The sequence below is a fragment of the Paenibacillus sp. 01L418 genome, assembly GCF_056400045.1.
Genome location: NZ_JBFTSN010000024.1, coordinates 1 through 25962, shown reverse-complemented (window position 1 = coordinate 25962; position 25962 = coordinate 1). Strand labels below are relative to the sequence as shown.

The 25962-nt window shown below is 42.4% G+C and carries 25 protein-coding genes; 17 read left to right on the top strand and 8 right to left on the bottom strand.

Annotation, left to right across the window (positions count from 1 at the left end):
* Positions 1-313 precede the first annotated feature (313 nt).
* The 3 genes from AC1DSE_RS05680 to AC1DSE_RS05670 all read left to right on the top strand — a co-directional run bounded on the left by AC1DSE_RS05680 (position 314) and on the right by AC1DSE_RS05670 (position 3884).
* Positions 314-1171 (top strand): class II fructose-bisphosphate aldolase, encoded by an 858-nt coding sequence (locus tag AC1DSE_RS05680; RefSeq protein WP_054025684.1) that lies wholly within the window; start codon positions 314-316, stop codon positions 1169-1171.
* Positions 1172-1353: 182 nt separating this feature from the next.
* Positions 1354-2574 carry an amino acid deaminase/aldolase gene (locus AC1DSE_RS05675; protein ID WP_477509556.1) on the top strand — a complete coding sequence of 407 codons (1221 nt, stop codon included), beginning with the start codon at positions 1354-1356 and terminating at the stop codon, positions 2572-2574.
* Positions 2562-3884 carry a D-arabinono-1,4-lactone oxidase gene (locus tag AC1DSE_RS05670; protein WP_477509555.1) on the top strand — a complete coding sequence of 441 codons (1323 nt, stop codon included), beginning with the start codon at positions 2562-2564 and terminating at the stop codon, positions 3882-3884. The genes AC1DSE_RS05675 and AC1DSE_RS05670 overlap by 13 nt, the downstream gene beginning before the upstream one ends.
* Here the strand turns inward: AC1DSE_RS05670 and AC1DSE_RS05665 are convergent.
* On the bottom strand, positions 3868-4788 hold the full coding sequence (locus tag AC1DSE_RS05665) for a LysR family transcriptional regulator (protein ID WP_441878293.1): 921 nt from the start codon (positions 4786-4788) through the stop codon (positions 3868-3870). The two genes, AC1DSE_RS05670 and AC1DSE_RS05665, sit on opposite strands and share 17 nt — an antisense overlap.
* Before the next feature lie 198 nt (positions 4789-4986).
* On the opposite strand from AC1DSE_RS05665, the gene AC1DSE_RS05660 reads away from it, so the two are divergent.
* A complete protein-coding gene (locus AC1DSE_RS05660) occupies positions 4987-5730 on the top strand; it encodes an SDR family NAD(P)-dependent oxidoreductase (protein ID WP_441878295.1) in 744 nt (247 codons plus the stop codon).
* A gap of 59 nt (positions 5731-5789) precedes the next feature.
* Entirely contained in the window at positions 5790-6545 is a 756-nt protein-coding gene (locus AC1DSE_RS05655; protein ID WP_477509554.1) for an SDR family NAD(P)-dependent oxidoreductase, read from the top strand.
* 78 nt (positions 6546-6623) lie between these two features.
* Here the strand turns inward: AC1DSE_RS05655 and AC1DSE_RS05650 are convergent, their stop codons facing one another.
* Positions 6624-7277 (bottom strand): TetR/AcrR family transcriptional regulator, encoded by a 654-nt coding sequence (locus AC1DSE_RS05650; protein WP_441878297.1) that lies wholly within the window; start codon positions 7275-7277, stop codon positions 6624-6626.
* A gap of 221 nt (positions 7278-7498) precedes the next feature.
* Between AC1DSE_RS05650 and AC1DSE_RS05645 the strand changes: the two genes are divergently transcribed.
* Positions 7499-8293 carry an SDR family NAD(P)-dependent oxidoreductase gene (locus tag AC1DSE_RS05645; RefSeq protein ID WP_441878299.1) on the top strand — a complete coding sequence of 265 codons (795 nt, stop codon included), beginning with the start codon at positions 7499-7501 and terminating at the stop codon, positions 8291-8293.
* 120 nt (positions 8294-8413) lie between these two features.
* Here AC1DSE_RS05645 and AC1DSE_RS05640 read toward each other — a convergent pair whose 3' ends face one another.
* On the bottom strand, positions 8414-9142 hold the full coding sequence (locus AC1DSE_RS05640; RefSeq protein WP_477509553.1) for a LysM peptidoglycan-binding domain-containing protein: 729 nt from the start codon (positions 9140-9142) through the stop codon (positions 8414-8416).
* Positions 9143-9549: 407 nt separating this feature from the next.
* Between AC1DSE_RS05640 and AC1DSE_RS05635 the strand changes: the two genes are divergently transcribed.
* Together AC1DSE_RS05635 and AC1DSE_RS05630 are read left to right on the top strand one after the other, a co-directional pair.
* Positions 9550-11502, top strand: a complete 1953-nt coding sequence (locus AC1DSE_RS05635; RefSeq protein WP_477509552.1) for an ABC transporter ATP-binding protein/permease — start codon at positions 9550-9552, stop codon at positions 11500-11502.
* On the top strand, positions 11499-13313 hold the full coding sequence (locus tag AC1DSE_RS05630) for an ABC transporter ATP-binding protein/permease (RefSeq protein ID WP_477527481.1): 1815 nt from the start codon (positions 11499-11501) through the stop codon (positions 13311-13313). Before AC1DSE_RS05635 ends, AC1DSE_RS05630 begins: the two co-directional genes overlap by 4 nt.
* Before the next feature lie 124 nt (positions 13314-13437).
* On the opposite strand, the gene AC1DSE_RS05625 is transcribed toward AC1DSE_RS05630, so the two are convergent.
* The gene (locus AC1DSE_RS05625; RefSeq protein WP_477509550.1) at positions 13438-15099 is read right to left on the bottom strand and encodes a sensor histidine kinase; all 1662 of its coding nucleotides are present in this window, start codon (positions 15097-15099) and stop codon (positions 13438-13440) included.
* Between the two features lie 7 nt (positions 15100-15106).
* Positions 15107-15790, bottom strand: a complete 684-nt coding sequence (locus AC1DSE_RS05620) for a response regulator transcription factor (protein WP_477509549.1) — start codon at positions 15788-15790, stop codon at positions 15107-15109.
* 225 nt (positions 15791-16015) lie between these two features.
* Here AC1DSE_RS05620 and AC1DSE_RS05615 point away from each other — a divergent pair, with 225 nt between their 5' ends.
* The 6 genes from AC1DSE_RS05615 to AC1DSE_RS05590 all read left to right on the top strand — a co-directional run bounded on the left by AC1DSE_RS05615 (position 16016) and on the right by AC1DSE_RS05590 (position 20681).
* On the top strand, positions 16016-16372 hold the full coding sequence (locus AC1DSE_RS05615) for a nucleotide excision repair endonuclease (protein ID WP_076266468.1): 357 nt from the start codon (positions 16016-16018) through the stop codon (positions 16370-16372).
* Between the two features lie 209 nt (positions 16373-16581).
* Positions 16582-17559: a ring-cleaving dioxygenase gene (locus AC1DSE_RS05610; protein WP_441912931.1), complete on the top strand. Its 978-nt coding sequence runs from the start codon at positions 16582-16584 to the stop codon at positions 17557-17559.
* Between the two features lie 111 nt (positions 17560-17670).
* Entirely contained in the window at positions 17671-18012 is a 342-nt protein-coding gene (locus AC1DSE_RS05605) for a zinc ribbon domain-containing protein YjdM (RefSeq protein WP_054025674.1), read from the top strand.
* A gap of 209 nt (positions 18013-18221) precedes the next feature.
* Positions 18222-18911, top strand: a complete 690-nt coding sequence (locus AC1DSE_RS05600) for an N-acetylmannosamine-6-phosphate 2-epimerase (protein WP_477509548.1) — start codon at positions 18222-18224, stop codon at positions 18909-18911.
* Positions 18912-18914: 3 nt separating this feature from the next.
* Positions 18915-19814: an ROK family protein gene (locus AC1DSE_RS05595; RefSeq protein WP_477509547.1), complete on the top strand. Its 900-nt coding sequence runs from the start codon at positions 18915-18917 to the stop codon at positions 19812-19814.
* Positions 19815-19826: 12 nt separating this feature from the next.
* Positions 19827-20681 (top strand): MurR/RpiR family transcriptional regulator, encoded by an 855-nt coding sequence (locus AC1DSE_RS05590; RefSeq protein WP_441878316.1) that lies wholly within the window; start codon positions 19827-19829, stop codon positions 20679-20681.
* A 139-nt stretch (positions 20682-20820) separates the two neighbouring features.
* Here the strand turns inward: AC1DSE_RS05590 and AC1DSE_RS05585 are convergent, their stop codons facing one another.
* A complete protein-coding gene (locus AC1DSE_RS05585) occupies positions 20821-21444 on the bottom strand; it encodes an acetate uptake transporter (RefSeq protein WP_430056472.1) in 624 nt (207 codons plus the stop codon).
* A gap of 187 nt (positions 21445-21631) precedes the next feature.
* Positions 21632-22774: an acyltransferase gene (locus AC1DSE_RS05580; protein ID WP_477527480.1), complete on the bottom strand. Its 1143-nt coding sequence runs from the start codon at positions 22772-22774 to the stop codon at positions 21632-21634.
* A gap of 214 nt (positions 22775-22988) precedes the next feature.
* On the opposite strand from AC1DSE_RS05580, the gene AC1DSE_RS05575 reads away from it, so the two are divergent.
* Positions 22989-23342, top strand: a complete 354-nt coding sequence (locus AC1DSE_RS05575; protein WP_477509546.1) for a VOC family protein — start codon at positions 22989-22991, stop codon at positions 23340-23342.
* Positions 23343-23580: 238 nt separating this feature from the next.
* Here AC1DSE_RS05575 and AC1DSE_RS05570 read toward each other — a convergent pair whose 3' ends face one another.
* Positions 23581-24237 (bottom strand): TetR/AcrR family transcriptional regulator, encoded by a 657-nt coding sequence (locus AC1DSE_RS05570; RefSeq protein ID WP_477509545.1) that lies wholly within the window; start codon positions 24235-24237, stop codon positions 23581-23583.
* A 116-nt stretch (positions 24238-24353) separates the two neighbouring features.
* Here AC1DSE_RS05570 and AC1DSE_RS05565 point away from each other — a divergent pair, with 116 nt between their 5' ends.
* Both AC1DSE_RS05565 and AC1DSE_RS05560 read left to right on the top strand, forming a co-directional pair.
* The gene (locus AC1DSE_RS05565; RefSeq protein WP_477509544.1) at positions 24354-25532 is read left to right on the top strand and encodes an MFS transporter; all 1179 of its coding nucleotides are present in this window, start codon (positions 24354-24356) and stop codon (positions 25530-25532) included.
* 176 nt (positions 25533-25708) lie between these two features.
* Positions 25709-25962, top strand: a 254-nt coding sequence (locus tag AC1DSE_RS05560) for a GNAT family N-acetyltransferase (RefSeq protein WP_477527479.1), incomplete at its 3' end; no start/stop codon positions are given.

The window sequence follows — 25962 nt, the reverse complement described above, 5'->3', positions numbered from 1 at the left end:
CCTTGATATGTTGATCAGCACTTGTAAATCATGAATAAAATTTACTTTATTGCTTCACTATATTATTTTCGAGAAAAAAATGATGAAAAACCTATGTGTAAGCGATTGCAGCTGGGAAGTGTTCGTTATTTAGGGGCAAAATAAGTTGATTTATTAAAGGATAAAGATGTACAATAGTTGGGTGATTGATAAAGAAGTACTAGGTATTCAGAATGTTAATGGTCCTGACTATTCATTAGTGATTATTCTCACAATATAATCAGGCATTTACATGATTAAAAATAGTTAGTTAAACTCTAAGGAGGATTTTAATATGGCATTGGTATCAATGAAAGAAATGTTGAACAAAGCGTTAAAAGAAGGCTATGCAGTTGGTCAATACAACATCAACAACTTGGAGTGGACACAAGCCATTCTAGGCGCTGCTCAAGAAGAGCAATCCCCGGTTATCCTTGGCGTTTCTGAAGGCGCAGCTCGTTACATGGGAGGTTTCACAGTTGTAACTGCAATCGTGAAATCACTAATTGAAGAAATGAAAATTACAGTTCCTGTTGCGATCCACTTGGATCACGGTTCTAGCTTTGAAAAATGTAAAGCTGCGATCGATGCTGGATTTACATCCGTTATGATCGATGCTTCACACTCACCATTTGAAGAAAACGTAAAAACGACTCAAGAGGTTGTTGCATACGCGCACGAGCGCGGCGTTTCTGTTGAAGCTGAGCTAGGTACAGTTGGCGGACAAGAAGACGATGTAATAGCTGAAGGCGTTATTTATGCAGATCCTAAGGAGTGCTTCGAGCTAGTACAACGTACTGGTATTGACTGCCTTGCTCCTGCACTTGGTTCCGTTCACGGTCCTTACAAAGGTGAACCAAACCTAGGCTTCAAAGAAATGGAAGAAATTTGCCAAACAATCAAATTGCCACTAGTATTGCATGGCGGCACAGGTATCCCAACTGAGCACATCAAAAGATCCATTTCGCTAGGAACAGCGAAAATCAACGTAAATACAGAAAACCAAATCACATTCACAAAAATCGTTCGTGAAGTGTTGAGCGCAGATTCCGAAGCTTTCGATCCGCGTAAATTCCTTGCTCCAGGTCGCGAAGGAATCAAACAAACCGTTATGGGCAAAATGCGTGAGTTTGGTTCATCCAACAAAGCGTAAGATCATTTTCGAATATACAACAAAGAGCTGTCTTTCAAACGCCGCTGGCGGGAGAAGGACAGCTCTTTTTTTTGTAATCGGATTTGCGGCAAACGCAAGGCTGCTCACATTCCCGGCAAGCTAAGCGCCAGCAAATAAAAAGGATTTCAATTAGAAATGAGGAATATAATGTAAAAATAAACATGCGTAAACAGAATGGAGAATGGCCTATCGAGCTCCCTCACTATGAGCAATATAAAAGGATTTTTGCGCAGACAGCGAAGCCTTTTGCTTATGTAAATCTTGATTTATTGGATGCGAATAGCAGAGCCATAGCGGCTGCGGCGGGTGACAAGAAAATTCGTGTCGCAAGTAAATCAATAAGGTCTGTGGAGGTTCTTCGACGTATTCTTCATTCAGACAAAGTGTATCAAGGTATCATGTGTTATACGGCAAGAGAGGCGGCTTTTCTGCTGAGGCATGGCTTTGATGATTTGCTGCTTGGTTATCCCGCTTGGGAGCCGGGCGAAATTTCAATTCTGTTAGAAGCTGCAGCTAGTGGCCGAACGGTTGTATTTATGGTTGATTCCATTCAGCATGTGGAGCATATCGAGCGGCTTGCAGCGGCCACTGGCGTACAGGCAGCGCTTTGTTTGGATATCGATATGTCTGCAAACTATCCAGGACTGCATTTTGGCATATGGAGATCACCGGTAACCTCATGGCCACTGGCTAAGCCGATTGCCGAACGGATTATGCAATCCAAATGGGTAAGGCTGGATGGTGTAATGGGCTACGAGGCGCAAATTGCTGGAGTAGGGGATCAAGTCTTGGGACAGTGGTTAAAAAATTCATTCATCCGCCAGCTGAAGCGGCGTTCAATTCGAGAAGTAGCTGAAAGGCGTGAGGAAGTGCTGCAAGGTATTCACGCGTTAGGCGGGGAACTGCGCTTTGTAAACGCTGGAGGTACTGGGAGTATAAGCAGCTCCAAATTGGAGCAGGGAGTAACGGAAATCACCGTAGGCTCTGGTTTTTATTGTCCTACGCTGTTCGATCATTATGCTGATTTTCAGTATTTTCCTGCTGCTGGATATGCGGTGGAAGTCGTGCGGAAGCCTAGATTAGATATGGTAACCTGCTTGGGCGGGGGTTACACCGCTTCAGGTGCTGTTAGCGCGGAAAAAGCGCCGCAGCCGCATTTGCCTGAAGGCTTAACGTTGATTTCGTTAGAAGGCGCGGGTGAGGTGCAGACGCCGCTTCGTTGTCCAAGCGGTTTGGCTCTCGAGCTGGGAGATCCAATCTTTTTCCGGCATGCGAAGGCTGGGGAATTATGTGAACGGTTTCCGAAGCTGTATGCGATAACTGGGGAAGGCATTGTTGACGAGTACTTAACCTACCGCGGAGAAGGGGAATGTTTCCTATGAAAGCGAATCGGAAAAGCTGGACAAATTGGTCGGGGTCAGTCACTGCCGCTCCTGAGCTTATTCGGCATCCGAAGACGATAGATGAAGTAGTGGCAATCGTTCGTCATGAGTGTTTGAATAAAGGCAAGTATTTGCGCGTTGTAGGGTCAGCGCACTCTTTTACGGCGGTTGCTGCTTCTGATCAGGTGCTTGTATCGCTTGACGAGCTGCAAGGAGTGGTGAGTGTAAATGCTGACGAGCAGACGGCTGTCGTCTGGGCAGGAACGAAGCTGAAGCGGTTAGGCGAGCTGTTGCATGAAGAGGGACTAGCGCAGGAAAATCTAGGCGATATAGATGTTCAGTCGATTGCAGGTGCGATTAGTACAGGAACTCATGGATCAGGGCTGCGCTTAGGAAGTATAGCTACACAGGTGACTGGCATAACGGTCGTAAACGGCTTAGGAGAAGTGATGGAATATACGCTGCAGTCACATCCGGCTGTATTTCGAGCATTGCAGGTTTCATTAGGAACATTAGGCATTATTGTTCAGGTAAAGCTCCGTTTAAAGAGCTCTTATGTACTGTCCTATGAGAGCAAACGTATGGCTTTGACGGACTGCTTGACGCAATTGCCGAAGTTTGTAGAGGACAACCGGCATTTTGAGTTTTTTTGGTTTCCATATGCGGAGACTTGTCAGGTCAAACTGATGAATGAGACGGATGCGCCCATTCCTACGAACAAATGGATTGAATATGTAAACGAAAAGCTAATTGAAAACACATTGTTTGGCTTACTATCAGGGCTTTGTAAGATGATCCCCACAGCAAGTGCTGCCATAAGCAGGTTAAGTGCATCAAGTGTACCCGTTGCGACGAAAGCGAATTATAGCCATCGCATATTTGCGACAGAAAGAACCGTCCGTTTTTATGAAATGGAATACAGCTTGCCGAAAGAAGCCATGACGTCGGTCATACGTGAAATGCGAGAGGCAATGGAACGTGAGCGATTCCATGTTCATTTCCCTATTGAGTGCCGTTACGTGGCGGCTGATGAGATCTGGCTTAGTCCCGCTTATGGCCGCGATTCTGCCTATATAGCAGTCCATATGTATAAAGGCATGCCGTACAAACGTTATTTTGAAGTGATGGAGCAAATCTTTCTTCGATATGAAGGCAGACCCCACTGGGGTAAAATGCATACGCTCAAAGCTGCCAATTTAATTAAGCGCTATCCGATGTGGCAGGAATTTGCCAAAATAAGAAAGCAAATGGACCCTCATGATTTGTTCATGAGCCCTTATTTGCGGGAGTTGTTTACGACTCAAAATTAGCTTTTACATCCGCTAGATCATGTTTAAGCCGGGTAATAAAGCTCTTTGAGATCGGGGTAGAGTGATGTCCTTCAGGCTGAATAAGGCCTAAATAAACAGCACCTTGGCCTGTTAAATCAAGCTCCAAAATGACCGATTGATCCCGAATAATGGACAAATCACTCACAAAAGAGTAATCAAGGCCAATAGTGACGGCATGATGATTTAGGAGTGCCCTGCCAATCGAATTCGGGTTGTTTGTCGTAAACAAAATATCCACAGCGCCATATTTGGCTTGAAAGTCATCCATAAACCATTTTACATAATCATCATTATACAAGACGATCGTTTGCTGCATAATTTCCTCTGGTGTAATCGTTTTGTTAAGCGCCAATGGAGACTGTGTGCTTACTGCAGCAACCATCTTTACACTCATCAAGCGTTCAATGGACAGTCCGATATTTTCAACAAGGCGATTCTCAAACAAAATAATAAAACCCAAGTCGGCTCGATTATGCAGAATGTCGTCAATAATTTCCTGAGAGCCCTTCTCGAAAATTTCCATTCGTATTTGCGGATAATCCTTTTTAAAATCCATGACGGCATTCTCAATCAGAAAAGCATGGCCGGGAATGGTGGCGAATCGCAAATGGCCTTGTACAGAATTAGAATAGCCCTGCGTGGTCTCGACTAGCTCTTTGTACTTGTTCAGAACTTCATACACCTTCTTTATAATGACAATTCCTTCGGCTGTTGGTACTGCTCCTGACCGAGATCGCTTGAGGATAACAACCCCCCATTCCGATTCTAGACTTGAAATCGCTTGGCTAATAGCCGATACGGTGACATGAAGATTTTGAGCGGCAGCCGAGATTGACCCCGTTTTTACAACTTCAACAAGATACTCCAGCTTTTCGATATTCATGAATGACCTATCTCCTTTGTTTTAGTTTTTCTTAAGTATTATTCAATTTGTTTAAATTTATCTTAACTTATATCAATGATAAGATGAAATCAAGGTACAGAAACTTGTACTTATAAAGTAAGAGTGAGATTGGCGGATTGTGGACAACGTAATCGAGACCGTTTATGGGCTCGAATCATAAGAAGGAGTGTTGATAACATGAGATTCCAAGATAAAGTTGTTATTGTTACAGGCGGTGCAAGCGGTATTGGCGAAGTAACCGTCCGCTTATTTGCCGAAGAAGGGGCGAAAGTGGTCATTGCGGATTTTTCTGATCATGGGCAGGGCGTTTCCGATCAGTTGAATACAGAAGGCTTTGATACCTTGTTTGTAAAAACGGACGTGTCCAACGAGGACGACGTCATTCATATGGTATCCCAGACGGTGAACAAATATGGCAAGCTGGATGTTCTGTTTGCAAACGCAGGTATAGCTAAGGACGGGCCTGCTGATCTATTAAGCTTAGATGCCTGGAATAGAACCATTGATATCAATCTAACAGGCGTATTTCTCTGTGATAAATATGCAATCAAGCAAATGCTTGCACAAGGCACAGGCGGTTCCATCGTAAATTGCGGCTCCATCCATAGCCACGTTGGCAAAGCAAATGTTACTGCGTATGCTTCTGCGAAAGGCGGCGTTAAGCTTTTGACACAGTCGCTGAGTGCGGACTATGCAACTAAAGGCATTCGAGTCAATGCAATATGCCCAGGATACATTGATACACCGCTTATCGCAGGACGGAATGAAGCGATTACGCAGCATCTTATCGATTTGCATCCGATGAAACGCCTTGGCAAACCTGAAGAAGTCGGTAAAGCCGTTTTGTTCCTTGCCAGCGATGATGCTTCATTTATAACAGGTGCCAGCCTGCTTGTTGATGGCGGCTACACAGCGGTCTAATTTGCATTTCAGTAACTAGGATCTCGTAAGGAAGACAAATCCGAAAGGAAGGATCAACGATGAGATTACAAGGCAAAATTGCTGTTATTACAGGTGCAGGTACAGGTATAGGAAAAACAACAGCGCTTAGGTTTGCTAAAGAGGGAGCCAAAGTTGTCGTAACGGATATCAATCTTGAAAATGTTAAAAAAACAGCGGACGAGATTCAACAGTTCGGCGGTGAAGCGTTAGCTTTACACCATGATGTCAGTCATGAGGATAGCTGGACGCAGGTCGTTGACGCATCCTTATCCGCATATGGACAAATTGATATTTTATTTAATAATGCGGGAATCTATTTCATTAAGCCTCTCGCAGAAACGACGTTGGATGAGTTTAATCGCATGATGAGCATCAATGTCACCAGCGTATTTCTTGGGATGAAGCATGTTATGCCGCTTATGGCGAAGAAAGGCGGCGGGTCGGTCATCAATGCCTCCTCCGTTGCAGGTCTAAAAGGGGCTGCAGGTCATATTGCATATGGTGCCAGCAAGGGCGCTGTACGAATTATGACCAAGGATGCTGCCGTTGAGTACGCTCCGGCTAATGTCCGCGTCAATTCGATTCATCCGGCCTACATTAATACGGCGATGGGAGCCTACGCTGTTAACACAGCTAAAATACCTGAGTCTGAATTAGCCGAAATTGTGGCGCCATTAGGACGTTTTGGTACGGTAGAGGAAGTCGCGAATTTAGTTGTTTTTCTAGCATCCGATGAATCATCTTTCTCAACGGGGGCAGAATTCATTCTCGATGGCGGGGCTACTGCGAGATAAATAAAAAAAGTAAGGGCACCCAAGCGTGGGTGCCCTTACTTTTTGTCTAGCCTTAAATAGAGAAAGGTATTATTTTAATCAACTAGCGTGCCGAAAGAACGTCTGAATTAAATTGGACACCGTCCTGTCATATAATGTTTTCGCCATCGCTTCACTTTGAATATGACCACCTAAGTAAAGGTGGATGACTCCGTGTAATGAAGCCCAAACCACATGAACAACAAGTATCGGGTCTTTTTCGGCTATCAGTTCTAGCTCTATTGCCTCAGCGATCGTGTTTATAACTTGTTGCAAAGCAGTTATCGTCGCTTTTAAACTTTCCTCTTCCGGTTTGAATTCGCTAAAAGCTCCGCCAAACATCAACATATAGTAGCTTGTATAGGATTGTCCAAAACTCCAATAAGCTTCACTCAAGTCACGAAGATATTTCTCTAGGTCTGCTTGTTTTGGCACCGAGTCAAAGGACTTGGCTAACAGCTTGCAGCCTTCCAAAAATAATTGCTTAGCTAAACCTTCTTTGTTATTAAATAAGTTGTAAATGATTTTAGTGGAACATTCCATTTTCTCAGCAACTCGCCGAACCGTAACCGCCTCTGGGCCATGTTCCTGCAAAATACTTGCAGCTGCCTCTACAACGTTTTGTCTTAAATTCTCGGTATGCTGCAGTCTCGTTTCCTGATAGGTTTTAACAGTACGGTTATCTGTGAAAGGCATATCGGAAGGATTGTTCATCTAACTTCACCCTCAGACCTTTAATTTTTTCGAGATACGATGTTTCCTGACATTCATTTTACTATTTTTAATTACATAACACCAACTAAAATGGGTGTCGCGTTAACAACAATCATGACTTTTGATCAGTAAGTTGACATTAAGCGGGTAATTAAATACAATGGTTTCATTAGGAAACAATGTTTCTATATGAAAACTTAATATCTGAGAGGGTTGAGACAATGATACAAGTACAAAACAAGTGGGCACTGGTTACAGGTGCTTCTTCGGGTATAGGAGAAGCGTTTGCTCATGAATTGGCTGCTAAAGGAAGCCATTTGATCTTAACCGCACGCTCGGAATCTAAGCTCGTTGCATTAGCTGAGAAACTAAGCAAGAAACATGGCATTCAAACGGAGGTTATCGTCTCAGACCTATCCAAAGAAGGCTCGCCCGCGAAGCTATATCAAGAATGCCTAAAACGTGGACTTAGCATAGATATATTAATTAATAATGCGGGATTTGCTAGCCATGGATGGTTTGATCAGTTGCCTAGTGGCCGAGTACATGAAGAAGTGATGCTCAACGTAGTTGCAGTTGTGGATCTTACTCATTTGTTTTTACCGGATATGCTTAAAAAACGGAGCGGTATCGTCATTAATGTAGCTTCTACTGCAGCATTTCAACCGGATCCGTATATGGCGGTGTATGGAGCGACCAAATCTTTTGTACTGTCGTTTACACAGGCGCTTTGGGAAGAAAACCGCAAACGCGGTGTCCAATTTCTTGCTTTATGTCCAGGTTCAACGGAAACCCCATTCTTCAGCGTTGTAGGAGCAGAAGAGGCATCTGTCGGAAAGCGCGATACGCCAGAACATGTTGTACAAGTGGCGCTTCGCTCATTAGAGGCTGGTCGGCCTTATGCTGTTGCTGGGATCAAAAACTTCATAACAGCTCAAGCATCTCGTTTTTTAACAAGCAAACAAATGCTTCGTATTGTGGAGCGGATGCTGCGTCCGCGTGTACTTTTAAAATAAAAATGTGAAGTTCGTTATCTGTGGTGGAAGAACTTATTTGTTTAAAGTGAAAAGGCACCCAAGCGGGTGCTCTCTCATTTTTAACAACAAATAAGCCGGCTTATATTCACATTCCGTTAGTTATTGAAATGCATGGGGGAATTGTGTGACGATGCCAGCTGTAAATGCATCCGCCATATCCAGTGCTTGTTTCTCAATTTGATCAAAGGCTTCGATGTCAGATTCATAATTTTTGGATAATCGAAATACGGCTTCATCTTTGGTCATGCGAAGATGCTCATGCAGCATGTTCTCCAAGGCTGACTTCGGCCAATTGGGGTTGATACTGTTCATAAAGCCAGCGATTTCATCTGCATTGGCATACCATTTCTTTTCTGCTTCCGCAGCTGCTTGATTATTGCCAGCCTTCGCAGCTTTAACGAGCTGTGCAGCCAAAACAAGATGTTCTCTCATTAAACGGTCAAACTGAGAAGCTACCGTATCTCCGTAATAATATTTAAAAACGGAGGCCATGTCTGTGGGATTACGGAGGAGACGCTCGGTAACTAACGCTTCATCAGGCAAGCCTTCCGCAATACTAATAATGAGCATCCTCGTCCAAGCGACGTGTTGCTCCCAGAGCGTTCGGAAAGTTTGGTTTAATTCTACTTCGGCTTTACTTATACATGTATTACTTTGTACGTTACCCCATTTCATTCTAAAAAATGGAGTAGGCGTTTGCCTATAGGGGATATAATTCGTCTGCCATGTGTATGGGTTATAAGGATAAGTACCTGGATAAGCAGCATTTCTTGCAAAGAAAGAGGGTTGATGCCGTGGATCTGATATCCAAGGAATCGAATAGAACATAAGTGTTGCCTCCTTAATATAGGTATTCACCTAATAACTATACGTAAAGAAAGTAGTATGCGATTGGGCTATTGACTATATTTATCACTGTAAACCCTGCACGTATGAGGACAAGGAATACTACATGCTGATTATGGCCTACAAAGTGAACGATAACCTCGTGCAATTCATTTATGTAATCGATAATAAATAAGTCGTTATAAACAATTGAGCGTCAGCAAGTAACCTATGGTGAAACATAGATTATTTGCTGACGCTCTTTTTATTGTTTCTATGCATCAAACAAAATTTGTATTGGGCTGCATATCTCATCCTATATATTGCCGCACCGCCACCTGAATGACACATTGACCCCTTATAGTATAGAAACCGCCATCAATAATAAAGGAAAGATAGGAGAAATAAACATGTATGAAATTCATAATGTATCCAGATTATTCGGCCAGGAATATGCACTTAAAAATATATCTCTTGAAATCAAGGGTGGGCTTAACTTTATCGTAGGTGCATCAGGAAGCGGGAAAACAACCCTCCTCAAAATATTAGCAGGCTTGGACCAGGATTTTAAAGGTGAGGCTTATTACAAAAAGCAAAATCTAAAAACGCTCAGCCAAAAGGATAAGAGTGAGTATCACAATAAAAAAATCGGGATCGTATGGCAGGAATTTAATTTGATCGACGATTTATCGGTATTGGATAACATAAAAATGCCTCTCTATTTAAAAGATACCATTTCAGGTGAACGAATAACTCAGCTCATGAAGCAGCTTAAAATTAATGAACTCGCAAAGCAGAAGGTCAGAAATCTATCTGGCGGTCAAAAGCAGCGGGTGGCTATAGCAAGAGAGCTTATGAAAAATCCTGAGGTCCTTATTGCTGATGAGCCCACAGCCGCGCTTGACCCGAAATCAGCCAGTGTAATTATTAATATATTGAAGCAAATCGCCAAAACGCGTACAGTCATTATCGTCACGCATGATAGCTCGATGCTTGACGATAAGAGCAGTGTTTTTGAGTTTGATAAAGGTGAGCTCGTGTCGGAAACCAAAGTCGAACAAGCTAAGCCAAAACCATCTCCGATGACAGCAAAACCCGCATTATCTGTGAAGCGGACCATGTCAATCTCAATGACCAATATAAAGAGTAAAATAAGCAGATACGCGGTGTTGGTGATTGCCATATTGGTATCGACAAGCTTTCTATTAATGAATACAACAGGCCGTATACAAAACACGAGTAAAAACAGCTTTGATGAATTGTACGCTGCGATTGGCGAGGGCCTTTTTGATATTGAGATTGCATCTAAATTTATAAGCGCAGGCAGTTCAAGCGAATCTGATCAAGAGCAAAAGCCAAATGTCGATGTGGATCAGGACATTGCAGGCCTTTATGAAAAATACTTAAATGATGAACGTGTGAAGCACGTGGTATTTGCCCAGGCAGTGAATAATATTACGGTAGTCTTAGATGGCAAGGAGCACAAGATTGAGGGCTCAAACAATGTCCCTGTATTCAAAAAGCTAATATCTGGTAAAATGCCTACGGGTGATCATAATGAAGTGGTTGTCTCAAACAGCTTGGCAGATGTTTTAGGCGTTTCCAATAATGATCTCATCGGCAAAACGATTGACCTCCGTGGGACGCTTTTTAATTGGGATTCCGGTGAGCCAGTTGAAAAGCCAGTTGGTACGACTGTCAAAATTGTTGGTGTAGCGGATACCACAGCTGTGGTAGAGTTTAACGGTGAGATTAAGGAGTATCCAGTAAACGACTCATTCTTTTTCAGTAAATCATCGGTTATTGAACTGCGCGAACAGGCGAACATGAAATCCAAAACGTCTAATTTCTCGATGAGAGCAAATAGCGCCGAGGACATGATTTCATTGAAAGACGAGCTGCTGGCGATGGGAATTGTGCCGAATGGCAGATTTGAACTGGTCGAAGATATGGTTCGATTAAATGCTCAGGCGAAAGAGCAGTCAGGCTCAGCTGTCATTGTCATTAGCATTCTGTCTTTAATCGTTTCGCTTGCCATTTCGTTTATGACAGCAGCTATGCGTAAAAGAGAATATGCGATTTTCAAAATAAACGGCTATAGGAATAGCGATCTAACAAAAATGACGTTCGTGGAATACATGTTTGTTAGCTTAGCGGCATTTGTATTATTTGTGTTGGCCTCTCCACTCATCAACATGGCTATGAATTCAATTACTGGCTCGCCGGGTGTTTTGGAAGCCAAATCATATGCTATAGAGGCGGGCCTGATTATCCTCATTGCTTTGTTTTGCGGCTTGATAACAACGATGGTGATTGGGACTGTCAATACATTTAAATCGTTGAAGTCAGGTGACAGAGCATGATTATTTTAGAAGAGGTAACAAAAAAATATGGTGACCAAACTATTTTAAACCGTATAGGATATACGTTTCGGAATAGAGGGATTACCTGTATTCTTGGCGCATCAGGCAGTGGGAAAAGTACATTATTGAACCTGCTCGCAGGGTTCGATATGAATTACAAAGGAAACATTACGGTATGCGATGAGAAAATTACAGAAATGACACCAGTAGAGCTTTGCCAATTCCGACAAAACCATATTGGGTTTATTTTTCAAAGTTACAATTTAATAAGCGGCTATACGGTTATGGAAAATATTTTACTCGCAGCTGAGTTGAATGGGAATTCAGCGCAAGAAAACCGTGATAAGGTATTTGCATTAATCAAAGAGTTAGGCATCGAAACGAAGGCAGAAGAAAAAGTGGAAAATCTATCAGGGGGGCAAAAGCAACGCGTAGCGATTGCGAGAGCACTTGTGAATGATCCACAAATATTATTCGCAGATGAGCCTACTGGAGCACTTGATCGTGAGTTAGCTAATCAAATCATGGATATCTTAAAGGAAGTGGCAAGGGATCGGCTGGTCGTTGTCATTACCCATGATAAAAAGATATGTTCGTGGGCTGATGAAGTTTTGTCTATTGAAAATGGGAAGATATATGTTATTTCATCTCAAGTAACATCAGCAGAACAAACGATAGTCCAAAAGCAAATCAAAGCAAAGCATACGAGTAACCRTACCCAGGTATCCATTTGGAAACGTGCTTTTAAAAATTTTAGAGTGCGACTATTTCGTTATATGGCAGTTAGCTTGGTCATTGCAATAGGAATTGCGCTGTTTGTTGTCTCACTCTCATCCAGCAACATCATGAGTCAGTCTATTACTGATTTTAAAGATAAAAACACCGCGTTCAATAATGGATACATCGCGTTAAATGAGAAACAAGATCCATTCAAACTACTAAGCCAGGATTATAGAATTGAAAATGTCTATTATCAATACGTACTCAAGGACGTAGAACTTACCCTAAGTGTAGGGATCGTTAGCTTTAAAGAGAAAATACCCATGCCAAGAGCCACTGAAAATATGTCATATGGCATAATGCCGAGATATGGGGAGAACGAGATTTCAATTACGCCAAGTGTAGGGAGAAAACTTACCGATAATATTCGTGAGCTCATTGGCCAAAAAATAACKCTAAAATATAACGGACACAGTTTCCCTCTCACAATCAGCGGTATCTATAACGCAGGTTATGATGATTTTTTCATCAGCTCCGATGTGGAGCAATCACTTTATGAGCATGAGAGAGGAGAGAAGCCATTCTCAGTTTCTTATGATGTGACAAGCTTTTCGGATATTGTGCCGGTAACAGAGGGTTTGGAAAAACAAAACATAACGACCAAAACGGCTGTGGAGCAAGTCGCTGCTCTGGAGAAAACCTTTAACAGCGTAAAGAAGCTTTTTCTTGCTGTGTCCATTCTTATTTTATCCATCGCACTTTTTATTAGCATTGTACTGCTTGCTAAACAAACAAACGCTAGATACCGTGAGATCGGAATTTTAGCAGCTCTCGGCTACAACAAGGGATGGATCAGGGGGATATTAGCAGCTGAAAACATCCTTTTAGCTAGTACATCAACGATTCTCAGTCTCGGAATGTTCTTCGTCATCAGTTATGTATATAGTCTTTTGCTAGGGGGCGGAATGATCATACAAGCCCTGCAAATTGCGATTACTGTCATTTCAACATTTATCATTATTCTTTTAATGAGTACGATTGTTAGTCAGAAACTAATTGCTGCTGAGCCGGCGGATGCTCTTCGGAAATAAAGGATTACAAAGTAATACTTAGTGATGTTAAAAGGCAATATCGTGTTGCAAACGAAAACAGCCTATACTCCTGAATGATAGGGGTTTAGACTGTTTTTTTATATTTACAGCTAATTGACCTGATTTAATTATGATCTAGAAGAGGAAGGGTCAAATAAAACGTTACACCATCCTCTTCATTAAACACGCCGTACTCACTTTCATGTCGTTGTAAAATCGCTTTTACGATTGACAAGCCGATGCCGGTTCCTCCAAGCTCACGGCTGCCTGAATGGTCGGCTCTATAGAAAGTGTCCCAAATATAAGGCAGATCCTCTTCGGGAATAGGTGTGCCCTCATTTTTAAGCGCTACCCGTACGGATGACTTTTCGGTCTTTATACGTATTTCAAGACGTCCTTGAACGGGGGTATGGCGTATAGCGTTACCAAGCAGGTTGATCAGCACTTGCTCCAGCCGCTGCCGATCTGATCGCACCCATTGTTCTTCAGCATCTAGTCCAATCAGCTGAGGACGAATGGATTTCTCATGCAAGAGTGGAGCCATTTTCGTTAGTACCGATTGGACCGTTTCATAAAGCGGGACCGTTGACCATTGCAGTGCAAACCGGCCGCTCTCTAGTTGGGATAGATCCAGCAAATCGGCGACAAGACGGGCCATCCGCTCCGATTCCTCGATAATCACGGCCGTATATTTATCGCGTTTCAGTCCGTTTGCTACATTGTCTTGGAGCGCTTCTGCATAACCTTGGATTAGACTGACCGGTGTTTTTAATTCATGTGATACGCTTGCTACGAATTGCCTGCGCATGCGTTCTAGCTGCTTTTCTTTCTCGATATCATCAAGTAATTTCATATTCGCTTCCTGCAATTCGGCCATCGTTTGCTGCAGATTAAGGGCAAGGCTATTCATCGTTCCCGCGAGCTGGCCGATTTCATCCTTCCGGTTCATACGTACGAATGCTGTGAAATCGAGCTTAGCCAGACGCTTTGCTACTTTGTTCAGCTGCATCAGCGGCAATGTAATGGTGCGTGAAAGGAAATAAGCGAAAAGTAAAATAGGGATGGCAGCAAGCGCGTAAAAATACATATAAAATCGGCTCATAACTTGAACAGCATCGCCGACGGGCTGGAGTGTAGCTAGCGCAATCAAATACGCATCTCCACCTCTATGGTTCACTGTGTTCGGCAGCTTCACTGCGGCAAGTAGCATGTTTTCGTTATCAGCATTAAAGGATGATATTTTCGTTACGCTCACATGTCCTATTTGGGATAGTGTGCTGAATCGGTTGTTATTTTGCAGCCAAATGCTCATGGCGTCTGACAGCCGATTACTGTAGGGATTAACATAAGCTGCAGGTACGAGGGGTTGGCTTCTAATGTTCTTATCATCCAGCGGAGGCTGGACGTAAGGCTCGGGATCGAGTTGAATCGATAGATCGTAATCATTATTAAGGATGATGGAAGGCGTCACAGGTATAGCAGGAATGGCTTTGTAGCCCCCAGCATACACGTCGATTTTATTTCCTTGCTTGTACAACGTGGCTGTTACACCGTAAAAGCGTTGTTCGAAGCTGACGACCTCTTCTGGCTTGACGTTTAGATCGTAAACACCGGATGCATACTTATGATAAATGCTTTCCATCTGCTGAGATAGCTCATTCGACTTCTGCTCGCTATAAAACGTTCCGAAAAATTTAGTCTGGAGCACCATCCATAAGATGATAAATAACATCAAAGCGACCAAGGTCACCCAAAATATTTTGAAATCCAATCGCTCTCTCTTCATAAATACCTCATGTTTTGTTTTGAAATTTATAACCATTGTTGCGCACGGTTTGGATGTAATCAGCCTTGTCTCCTAGTTTTTTGCGTAGACGTTTAATCTGCGTATCGACTGTACGGGCATCGCCGAAATAATCGATCCCCCATAAGCGATCAAGAAGAGTATCTCTTGTTAATACGATATTTGGATGCTGGTAGAAGAACAGCAGCAGTTCGTATTCTTTTGGCGACAATTCGAGAAGCTTGCCGTAAAGATAAACTTCATGGGCTTGCTCATTAATTTCCAAATCATGATGCTTCTTCAGCTCTGCGACCCCATCATGAACATGCCATCGGCTTAATAAGGCTTTAATTTTCGCGATCAATACTTTGGGGCTAAATGGCTTAGTTACATAATCGTCTGCACCCAATTCGTAGCCATATAACTTATCTTCTTCCTCTGACCTAGCCGTTAGCATAACAATTATAGTCTGGGAGTGACTGCGAAGCTGCTTGCATACTTCAAAACCATCTATACCGGGCATCATAATATCAAGCACAACGAGATCAGGCGGCGTATGGCGAGCATGCTCTAACGCTTCATAGCCATTTGCTGCTTGTATGATGTGGTAGCCCTCTTCTTCCAAGTAATCTGCAACAAGCTCCCGCATGCGAGGCTCATCCTCAACGATGAGTATTAAGGGCTGTTTCACCATATTGGATTTCTCCTCTTTAGCCCTTGTCATTCCACTGTCATAGGGGCATTATGATTCATATTGTTGAAGCTCACTAATTACCACCATTATGGAGGAAATGATCCTGTAAACGCAATGCTGCCCTATATACCGGCTCATTCGCCTCTAATTTGCATTGCTAATGGTTTTCATTTGTCGTTTTATGATAGTATATAGACCTATACGTTAAGAAGGAAGTGAACCATTATGATCAACATAACGATTCCGGCGCCGGACGTAACCATAACGAAGCAGGTTAATCCACAGCTGAGCAATATTTATGGCTTTACTGATTTTCACCTGATTACGAGGGAGCATGGCGGTTTCTTTATGTTTTACAACGATAAGGACGAGCTGCTGTTTGTCGGCAAGGCACGGAAGCTAAGACCCCGTATCAAAAAACATTTTGAGGATTCCGTATCCGTCATGAAAAATCATCGCAATGAGGTTACTAAAATTGAGGTTTATGTTAATGAGGATTCGGTTGATCGCGAGATTTACGAAACATACCTTATAAACAAATTCAGAGCGAAATACAATGTAGAAAAAGTGTTCTTTAAATAAATAGATCGACAAACACAAAGCAATGAGCGCAGTCATTAGGACGAGGCTTATTGTTTTTTTGTTTAGGTAAGATGGCGGCTTGTTGACATCGAAAAGTAAACCTGTTATATTTATCTTAAATTAAAGATAATTAAATTAAAGATTGTTTTTAGAAGATGATTTGTATTCATGAACCACGGGAAAGCTAAAATTGAATGGAGGAATATATAATGAATCAATTAAAAGGTATCCATCACGTTACGGCAATTACAAGCAGTGCAGAGCGCAACTATGACTTTTTTACAAACGTGTTAGGCATGCGATTAGTGAAAAAAACGGTGAACCAAGACGATATTCAAACGTATCATTTGTTTTTTGCAGATGATAAAGGCAACGCAGGAACTGACATGACATTTTTCGATTTTCCACATATTCCGAAGGGCGTGCATGGAACGAATGAAATTTCAAAAACTTCATTCCGAATTCCGAATGATGCGGCTTTGCAATACTGGGTAGAGCGATTCAACCGTCTAGATGTGAAGCATACCGGCATTCAAGAGATGTTTGGCAAGAAGTCACTTTCGTTCGTTGACTTTGATGACCAACAGTATCAATTGATTTCGGATGAAAATAATAAAGGGGTAGCTTCAGGGGTGCCTTGGGAAAAAGGACCAATCCCATTAGAGCACGCGATTACGGGTCTAGGACCAATCTTCATTCGTATTTCTAATTTCGAGAACTTCAAAACGATGCTGGAGAAAGTGCTGTTGTTTAAAGAAATTGACCAAGACGGCTCATTCCATCTATTTGAGGTTGGTGAAGGCGGAAACGGAGCACAAGTTATTGTGGAATACAATGCTGTGCTTCCACAAGCGCATCAAGGCTTCGGCACCGTTCACCACGTGGCATTCCGTGTAGAAGACCGCGGCGTATTAAATGAATGGATCGAGCGCCTAGAGAGCTTCAGATTGCCGTCTTCCGGCTATGTAAACCGTCACTTTTTCGAATCGTTGTACGCTAGAGTGGCTCCGCAAATTTTATTCGAATTTGCAACAGATGGTCCAGGGTTTATGGGTGATGAGCCTTATGAGACGCTTGGTGAAAAATTATCGTTGCCTCCTTTCCTAGAGCCTAAGCGTGAAGAAATCGAGAAATTAGTCCGTCCGATCGATACGGTTCGCAGTACGAAGGAGTTTATTAAAGAATAATGCTTCAGAAATAGACAGAGGCAGTGGATTGATTGGACAATATCCCCTATACTTGTAAGGCAACTTCAAGGAGAACTTGAATGTATAATAAGGAATGGGGGACATGAACTTATGTCTAGTTTGCCAAATTGCCCGGAATGTAATTCTGAATACACATATGAGGATGGCAGTCTGCTAATCTGTCCAGAATGCAGTCATGAGTGGAGCTTACAATCAGAATCCGATAACGATGAAGATAAAAGAATAATTAAAGATGCGAATGGAAATGTGCTGAACGATGGTGATTCTGTAACGGTCATTAAAGACCTTAAAGTTAAAGGCAGCTCGCTCGTTATCAAAATAGGCACAAAAGTAAAAAACATCCGCTTAATTGAAGGCGATCATGATATTGATTGCAAAATCGATAGCTTTGGCGCTATGAAATTGAAGTCGGAATTTGTTAAGAAGATTTAGGATTTGCTTTTAATTCATGTATAGGCGAGGCCCGATTGGCTCTTTAGAGCTTATCGGGCCTTTTTATTGATGCTTAGGCGAAAATAATTTTCATAAATTAAATAGTGGTGAAATTAATTTACAAAATGAGGGTATTATGATATGTTGATTTTGCCTAGATGGCAGCGGCAGTCAGTGAGTAAATAAAAACAGCAGCGGAGTGGAGTCCAATGAATACAAATAGAAATGTACTTGATAGGATAAGAAGAAAGCTGGTCGTTTCCTGCCAAGCCTTGCCGGATGAACCGCTTCATAGTCCATTTATTATGGGGAGAATGGCATATGCAGCTTTTTTAGGCGGAGCTTCAGGAATTCGTGCCAACAGCGTAGAGGATATTAGGGAAATTAAGCAGCAGGTAGATCTACCGATCATCGGTATTATAAAAAAGGATTATGAGGGCTCTTCCGTATTTATCACCCCTACGATGAAGGAAGTGGATGAACTTTGCCGCGAAGGCGTGGATATCATTGCAATGGATGCAACAAATCGTGTGAGGCCGGACGGATCAACGATATCGGAATTATTTCCTTTACTACGAAAAAAGTATAAAGATCAGCTCTTTATGGCGGATTGCTCGACCTATGCTGAAGCTATCGAGGCTGCTGCGCTAGGGTTTGACATTATTGGGACGACTCTTAGCGGCTATACGGAAGCAACAAAAGATAATGTTTTGCCAGATTTTCAGTTGATAGAGAAGCTCGTGAATACGATATCCGTTCCGATTATTGCGGAGGGCGGTATCTCAACACCTGAGGAACTAAAACGATTATTTGACCAAGGGATTTATTCAGCTGTAGTGGGATCTTCCATTACAAGACCGATGGAAATAACCAAAAAATTCGTAAAGGCTGTTGAATAGCCCATGGGAATGAACATTTTAGCGGCAGATATTGGCGGTACCCATACGAAGATAGGCATTTGCGATGAACGAGGCCATATCACTCAGTTCAAGGAGTATGCGACCGAAGCTCATATGGGCGGCAAGCATCTCATGGAAAAGCTGCTTTCCCAAATGGAGTCATATCAGCATTTTGATGCTGTCGCTATTAGTACGGCCGGACAAGTGAACGCAGATGAGGGCTGCATCTTGTATGCCAATGAGAATATCCCAAGCTATACAGGCATGAAGGTCAGAGAGATCGTAGAGGATCGGTTCCATAAGCCTGTGAAGGTTGAAAATGATGTGAATGCAGCTGCATTAGGCGAGGCGTGTTTTGGAGCGGCAAAGTCGTTTACTGGTTTCTTATGCTTAACGTTTGGGACGGGGATTGGCGGAGCCATCGTCATGAATCGTCAAATCTATCGTGGTGCGAGCGGCTCAGCTGCTGAATTCGGTCATATGTTTACCCGTCCATTGTCGCAAACGAATGGCGGCACGTGCAAATCATTTTATGAAACCAATGCCTCAACAACAGCCTTAATTCGAATGGCCCAAGAAGCTGATCCTGAAATTGTAGACGGAAAAGGTTTTTTTGATAAAATACAGGTAGGAAACGAACCATTACAACAAATATTGCATGCATGGACGACCGAAGTATCCGCGGGTTTGGCTTCACTCATTCATATTTTCAATCCACCTGCTATTATTGTAGGAGGCGGAGTGATGGAGCAGGATGAGCTTGTTCGAATGGTTGAGAAACAAACCAAAGCATTAATTATGGAGAGCTTTGCGGGTGTGAACATCGTAAAGGCTTCTCTTGGAAATAAAGCTGGCTTATTAGGTGCGGCATCATTATTTCTACGCGGAATGGACAGGATTTAGGGAGGTGATCGGTTGCGCACTATCAATATTTTTACAACGATTCATTCGAAATACAACAACCTGACGAATACCGAAAGGAAAGTAGCAGACTACATTCTGGAAAACTCGGAAGGTGTCGTCTACATGTCGATTACCGATCTTGCAGATCACTGTGGAGTGGGCGAGTCCAGCGTATTCCGGTTTTGCAGGTCGTTAAGCTATAAAGGGTATCAGGATTTTAAGATTGCCCTTGCACATAGCATCACCGCGGAAAACGAAATACCGCAGCTTACGGACAAGGTCCTGATGAATGATACGATGGATCAAGTGTCCTCTAAGGTGCTGTCATCCAACATAAGTGCATTGAACGAGACCTATAACTTAATCGATAACGAAAAAATGGATCAGGCGATTGAGCATTTGCTCCAAGCGGAACGGGTCATATTTTTTGGCGTAGGCTCCTCCTTAATGACGGCAATGGAAGCGAAAATCAAATTTATGCGTATCACAAACAAAACGGAATGCAGCATCGATTCGCATCTGCAGATGATGTCAGCGGCTTTAATGACGAAACGGGATGTCGCTGTCGTTATTTCTTATTCCGGTTCTACAAAGGATACGATTGAAGTAGCGAAAAGGGCCAAAGAAAGCGGTGCTACCGTCATTTCGATTACGAGGTTCGTTAAGTCACCGCTGACCTCTTACTCTGATCTGACACTGCTATGCGGAGCGAATGAAGGACCTCTGCAGGGCGGCTCATTATCTGCGAAGATTTCACAGCTTTATTTGCTCGATGTTTTGTATGTGGAATATTTCAAGAGAACCTATGAAGATTCAATAAGGAATAAGGAAAGCACCGCTGCGTCGGTAGCTGTGAAATTGCTATAAAGCTTACGGTGAACAAAAAGAGGTAGAGTGCGATCGTTAAGCACTCTGCCTCTTTTTGATTTTCATAGAAAAAGCCGCTCTATCGCGGATCGGCACGAAGAGCGGCTGGCTTTAACATTGTATAATGATGAGATTCCGATTATGAACGAGGCTTGAAGATGCCAAAAGGCCGGCCGATTGGCAGAAACACACGTCCAAAATGGGTGTTCAGTACAGCTGCGCCTGCGGCATATAGCGATAGGAGAGCAATACCCATCTCAGCATAGGCAGCTAGTGCGTGGAACACGTCTGGTGCTACTCCGAATGCATCGAAGCTCAGTCCAAGGAAAAGCAAATCAATTAGAACGAAGATGAAGAATAATACTTTATTGGTCTCCGCTGCTCCGATAGTCATCAGCAGCGAGAAAATGAGATAACCGACAAAAGCAAAACCAAGCTGCTTGCTATCTGCGATTGCAGCCAGCTCAGCGCCGAACACACCGAGCTTGATCAGCCAACTGCCAGCCATCGCCATCCAGAAGAAAGCATAAGCGCCAAAGGCGGTCATACCGAATGTATTGTTATGTTTTGCATCTTGAATAGAAGCAAAGAGCTGAGCAAAGGCGCCTAGAAAAATCGCCCATGGAATAACGAGGCTTAGACCGTCAGTTAAGCCGAGCTTCTGTGAGGAAGCTACGAGCGTAACGATAGCCAGCCCAAATAAGCCGATGGCGCTTGGGTCGGCTGTTACAATTTTGACATTGGAATGATGTTCATTATGCATGTTAGAAAAGAAACCTCCAATAGTTTTCAGGGGTAAACCTGCAATAGTATAGTTGATTCTGCCGATACCAGAATTTCTAGTTTAACGGAAAAGATCTGGCGCGCATAGGGGGAAATTATTGAAAACGCCCCTTTTGCCTTGTTTCAGCAGAGGGGCGTCACATAAATGTTTTAAATTCAGACTTAGGCTACTGTCCGAGTGATTTCTGTTTGGGGATAGGTCCGAATAAAACCCAATGTCCTTTCACTTTGCCGGCCCAAGCAACGATGATCCATGAGCCAACTAAAGCCAGGAAGAAGCCTCCTGCAATCCATGCTCCGTAAACGAGCGGACTCCCATTCACATCCATCATACGGTAATATCTGAGGAACATCGGATGCAGCAAGTACATGCCAAATGACGCATGGCTGAGATGAATAAGTACCGATTTCAAATATTCCATGCGGGATGCCTTAATCCGAAGGGCAAGATGAATAAGCAGCAAACAAGCCGATGTAATATAAATTTCATTTTTAATTTGCACCAAAAAGCTATCGTTAAATAGTAGTTTTCCCTGCGCCTCACGCAAGAAGTAGATCACGTTGAGCGTACCGGAAATGGCTACTACTAGAATTAATGTGCTTCGTAAAGCAATGCTGCTGCGTTTGCGCTCCCAGAAGGCATAAAATTTCGTATAGTTGATTCCTATATAAGCCCCGATACAAAAGTACAAGCTGTATGCGAAAAAACCGCTGGTGACGTATTTGATTCCCATTTCCTTGGCGTTCAGCATATAAATCCACTGAATGAGAAGTCCACCTGTGATCAACCAATTGACGAGACGCGGCCATTTTCTCATCACATACCAAAGTACAGGGAAGAGCAAATAACACTGGATAATAATAAAGATAAAATACAAATGAGCATAGGTTTTTCCAAYCAGCAATTTAACGAGAAAATCCCAAGTCTGAAAATAAGAGATAAACTGCTCGAAATTAATAAATCCGTATCTGAAGTAGATGATAGTGGCATAATACATAAACGAAAATAGGAGAAACGGCAGCATAATTTTAGTGATGCGTTTCTTGTAGAACATCGTAGCTGTTTGTTTGTTTAATGGTTTATCATTGTAATTGTAGAAAAGAGATATGCCGCTGATCAGAATGAAGAGAGGTACGGCGAATTTGGATAACGTATTAAACAGGACAAGAATCAAAAACAGTGTGGAGTTAGGATCGGAATTGACTACTGAAGAGGATGTCGCGTGAATCATAATGACAGCAAGTATGCCAAATGCGCGTAGGCTCTCAAGCTCAGTCAAAAGCGCCTTCTTAGCTGGCGGTTGAGACATTTATGCACCTCGTGAGTAAGTAGATAATTTAACAATATTTGTTGCTAAAATGCTGACAAGCTAGTATAGCACAAAAGTGGAAAAATATAATGTAGTAGTTTGTGGAGAAATTGTGCGCGGGCAGGGAAATTGAAAAAGGAACTTAAATTTAAATCTCGAATATTTACTGTAATCGGATAGCTAAAAATCTAATGACAGACAGGAGTTGGATACAATGATAAAAGGTTTTGGCGGTATATTTTGGAGAACCAAAAATCTTGAAATGATAACAAAATGGTACAGTGAAGTGTTGAAGCTTGAAATAGGGAATTGGAATGGGACGATGATAAAACCCGAATCCGGAAATGAGACTATCTTTTCTTTTTTTAGCGAGAATGACAGCTATTTTCCAACAGAACAACAAGTGTTGTTAAATTTCCAAGTACATAATGTAGACGAGACTATTAAGCATCTTGAACATATGAAAGTACCTCTTGCAAAGAACTTAGAGGTTAGTGAATTTGGGAAATTTATTTGGATTGAAGATCCAGAAGGTCGATTGATCGAGCTTTGGGAGAAAAACGGGTAACTATAACTCAACAATCACTATGGCGAGGCTACCGGCATGAATCGGTAGCCTCGTTGAACTAACAATCGAGTTTGAGGTCTGCAGGGAATACAACCTCGAAGTCGCATCAGTCCATTTTAGATACTAAGCTAATCATGAGAAATCCGTCTTTGATTAACGAAGGTGCTGCAATGGCTGGAACAGCAGCATGCACGGCAACCTTTTTACTCATTAAAAGTTGGTTCAAGAGAAAATAGCGTCAATTGCGTCTTGGCTGCGCTTTTGACGCTATTTTTGTTTTAGTGAGGTTTTTTGAAAGGTTGGAAAAGGTAAAGGAATCTCCTAGCATACGCTCGATTATTCGTGTGAATGCCAGCTTCTTACGTTCTACTATATCTTCGGACCATAAGAAAATTCCGGGATCAAACATAAAGTTGATGCCAACTAGTATGAATTCGGCAGTTTCCTGTGGGTCTTGAATTTGAAAGATTCCTTCCGCCATTCCTTGATTCAGAATTTGTGTCACGTAAGGGGCACTGTCTTGTACAGCTTGTACGAGAACCTTCTGGTGAATCGATGCATTATGTTCATGATGCAGAAATTCAATAATTTTGCTCTCATCCTCGTATGGTTGTTCCCACAAGATGGTATACATCTTTGCTTCTACAGTCATTCCTTCGGTTTCCGCTAGAACTTTGACCATATTAACTTTTTCTTCAGCCAAACGTTCTACAATGGCGATCATAATATCATATTTGGTTTTGAAGTGATAATAAAATGTACCCTTAGCAATGCCCAGTTTATTGACTATATCGTCCACAGCAGTTTGATTGTAGCCATTTTCTCTGAATAACTCTAATGAGGCTTCTATTATTTCGGCGCGCCTAATTTCTGGTTTTTTATTAACTCTCGACAAGTTGTTCATCCTCCTCATGTATTTACTCTATTGACAAACTGACTAAAAGTCAATAAAATTGGCTGGGTAACATTAACCGACTATTAGTCAGTCAGAATGAAAAGGAGAAAATACTCATGAATCTGCGCATTATATTATATCTCATCGGATTTAGTGCCTTTGCAGGATCGCTGGGGCAAAACTTATATACGCCTTTACTTGCCGACATGCAGAACGATCTGCAAACAACAAGTTATTTAATGAGCTTGACGATTTCTTTATTTTTGATTGCTTTAGCTGTCATGCAGATCGTATTCGGACCACTAGCAGATACAAAAGGAAGGAGAAAAGTGCTGCTGCCTGCACTCGCCGTATATTTTGTGGCATCTTTAGGCTGTGCATTTTCCTATTCCATTGAATCATTTCTGGTTTTCCGCGTCTTTCAGGGCATAGGCTCCGCAGCGGTTCCCGTTGTAGGAGCAGCAGTAATCGGTGACCTGTTCCGTGGAAAAGAATTGGCAAAGGGAATGGCTACTTACCAACTTATGCTTTTGCTTGCTCCAGCTATCGGACCTCTTCTCGGAGGACTCATCGGGGAAAAACTCGGATATCAAGGCGTGTTTTTCTTTTTGTCAATCCTAATCCTGCTGCTTCTGCTCGCCAATATGAAGCTCTTGCCCGAGACAAAGCCACAGAATGTATCCGCGACAAGGTTCAGCCTTAGCTCGTTTATTGTAATTTTTAAAAACCATCTCGGTGCGGTTGTTTTGTTATATGGATTTGTACAATGTGTAGTTTACTTAGTATATCTTGTGTTCTTGCCTCAAATCCTAAGTACGTCGTATAACATGTCTACGGGGATGGTTGGGATTGTACTGCTTATTATGTCCGCCTGTACGATTCTGAGTATTAGAGTCGGCAGTTGGATGCGTAACCGAATGGGAAGTGGACGAGCATTAATGTATGCATTCCTTTTACAATCGATTACAGTCGTTCTTTTTGCTTTAACCGCCAATCTCTCGTTACCGATTTTGATCGTGGATGTTTGCTTGTTCGGCCTCACGATGGGGCTGACTGTGTCCATGCCAACTACTATTTTGGCGGAACAGTTTCCAGAGGAACGCGCCACTGCCATCGGTGTGTATAACTTGATCCGATATATAGGCATGGCAATTGGCCCGATGATCGGCTCCTTACTTTATGTTGAGAATGACTTGAAGCCTTTGTTCTTAACTTGTGGCATAGCCTATTTAATCTCTGTCTTAGCAGGAGGAGTGTGGTTGAGTTCGAAGCGTCTGAGGGTTATTCCTTCTTGAGCAATTGGTAAAAGGCGTCACGTTGCGACAAATATTTTTTGCATAGCCACGTTTCGCCTCCGCCAATACCATTTTATTAATCTAGCGGGCAGGTCAGTTTAAATTGAGGGAGGGGAATTAGTATTGAGATGGAATATATACACTGAGCTTTACTTTCCGTAGGAGGGGGAGATTCAATGTACATAAGAAAAGCTTGTTTAGAGGATGCAGAGGGTATTGCCAAGGTTCATGTTGATAGTTGGAAGTCTACGTATAAAAACATTGTTTCAGATGAGTTTTTAAAGAACCTTTCTTATGACCAACGAAAGAACTTGTGGAATCGAAATATCTCTGATAAGGAGAATTATACATTTGTCGCAGTAAATAATGAGGGAGAAGTCGTAGGATTTGCAGATTGCGGGAAAAGAGAAAGTAATAATATCGATAATTC